At 59.2% G+C, this 1,159-nt stretch carries 3 protein-coding genes; 1 reads left to right on the top strand and 2 read right to left on the bottom strand.

The window, feature by feature from the left end:
* Window positions 1-87 precede the first annotated feature (87 nt).
* Together K0H47_RS28730 and K0H47_RS28725 are read right to left on the bottom strand one after the other, a co-directional pair.
* Window positions 88-282 carry a DUF6021 family protein gene (locus tag K0H47_RS28730; RefSeq protein WP_063028817.1) on the bottom strand — a complete coding sequence of 65 codons (195 nt, stop codon included), beginning with the start codon at window positions 280-282 and terminating at the stop codon, window positions 88-90.
* A 24-nt stretch (window positions 283-306) separates the two neighbouring features.
* Entirely contained in the window at window positions 307-480 is a 174-nt protein-coding gene (locus K0H47_RS28725; protein WP_008430128.1) for a hypothetical protein, read from the bottom strand.
* A 153-nt stretch (window positions 481-633) separates the two neighbouring features.
* On the opposite strand from K0H47_RS28725, the gene K0H47_RS28720 reads away from it, so the two are divergent.
* On the top strand, window positions 634-1,155 hold the full coding sequence (locus K0H47_RS28720) for a DUF3087 family protein (RefSeq protein WP_177027348.1): 522 nt from the start codon (window positions 634-636) through the stop codon (window positions 1,153-1,155).
* Window positions 1,156-1,159: the final 4 nt, after the last annotated feature.

Raw genomic sequence — 1,159 nt, 5'->3', positions numbered from 1 at the left:
AGAGGTCTGGTATCGGATTTTCTAGGAAGCCCGGCGTGGGCTCAAATGCTTAAGTGAACAGCATTACGCTCGACGGCGGGGCTTGTTTCACTTCTTCAGATCACCGAGGGGATCATAGGCCGGCTTCTTGCCGGTTTTTTCTGGCTTGTCCAATGGGGCAATGGCAGGGCCTACCGGGTCGACCTGCGGGTCGGCGACGTCCGGGGAATCGGGATCGAAGCCCAATTCGTCCTTGCCGCTGGAGTGCTCCGATGAATGCGGGCCGCTTGTACTGTTAGTCATAACTGTCTCCTTGACGCGCCAGGTTTACAGCGGGCGGGCCTTGTCGTGCAGGTTTTCCAGGTCTTCTTCGACCTGCTCTTCGTCGTCTTGCCGTTCGGCGGGATCGTTGGGGCGCAGGGCGTCGTTGTCACGTTCCTCTTCGCCGGGGGTACGGTCGGGGTTGGGTGTGCCGGGCGGCTGTTGCTGGTACCGGGTCATGGTTCACCTCGCTTGGGGGTCGGTTGCCTACAGGGGTTAGAGAAATTGCGCTGATCCATCGTTCAACCTGATTACCGTCACTCCGACGGGCGAAGCATGAGAAGATGCCGGCCGACGCTATACCCTTACTCAGCCCATGGAGACTGCACCCGGATGTTTGAGCTCAAACCCTGCGACCCGATTACCTTTCGCCAGCAGACCCGCCGTAGCACGCTGATTGTCGCGGGGCTGTTTGTGGTGTTGGCGATGGTGCTTTCCAGCTTGGCGGTGATGGTGTTTGGTGAGCCTGGGGGGGATAACTTTCGCTTTAATGTGGGCGGGGTGTTTGCCGGGGTGTTGATTACCGTAGGGTTGGTGCGGGGGCCGTTCTGGAGCCAGGCGTGGCTGGCGCCGGCGGTGTATGGGTGGCAGCTCAAGCGCAGTTTGATGAGTGTGACGAACGTGATGCACAAGGTGACTGACGGGGTGAAGGCGAATGATCCGGTGGCGATCAAGTTGCTGCGGTTTTATCACCTTGGGTTGATGCAGATGCACGAACTGGACGCTAATTCGAGTTCTCAGGCGCAATTGGTGCGGGAGGTTGATGAGCATCTGGAGAAGATGCGGGGGTTGGGGATTGAGCCTGACCAGACGCGGTTGGATCCGGGGTGGGTTGAGGCTGTTAAGGCTCGCTGATTGG

The organism is Pseudomonas sp. Xaverov 83, assembly GCF_019352905.1.
Classification (GTDB): domain Bacteria; phylum Pseudomonadota; class Gammaproteobacteria; order Pseudomonadales; family Pseudomonadaceae; genus Aquipseudomonas; species Aquipseudomonas yamanorum.
Note: the sequence above shows the minus strand (reverse complement) of the source record. Positions and strands in the feature narration are given on the sequence as shown.

Coding starts and splice junctions, on each gene's coding strand:
- K0H47_RS28730 (WP_063028817.1), bottom strand. CDS start 282: ATGACTAACAGTACAAGCGGCCCGCATTCATCGGAGCACTCCAGCGGC.
- K0H47_RS28725 (WP_008430128.1), bottom strand. CDS start 480: ATGACCCGGTACCAGCAACAGCCGCCCGGCACACCCAACCCCGACCGT.
- K0H47_RS28720 (WP_177027348.1), top strand. CDS start 634: ATGTTTGAGCTCAAACCCTGCGACCCGATTACCTTTCGCCAGCAGACC.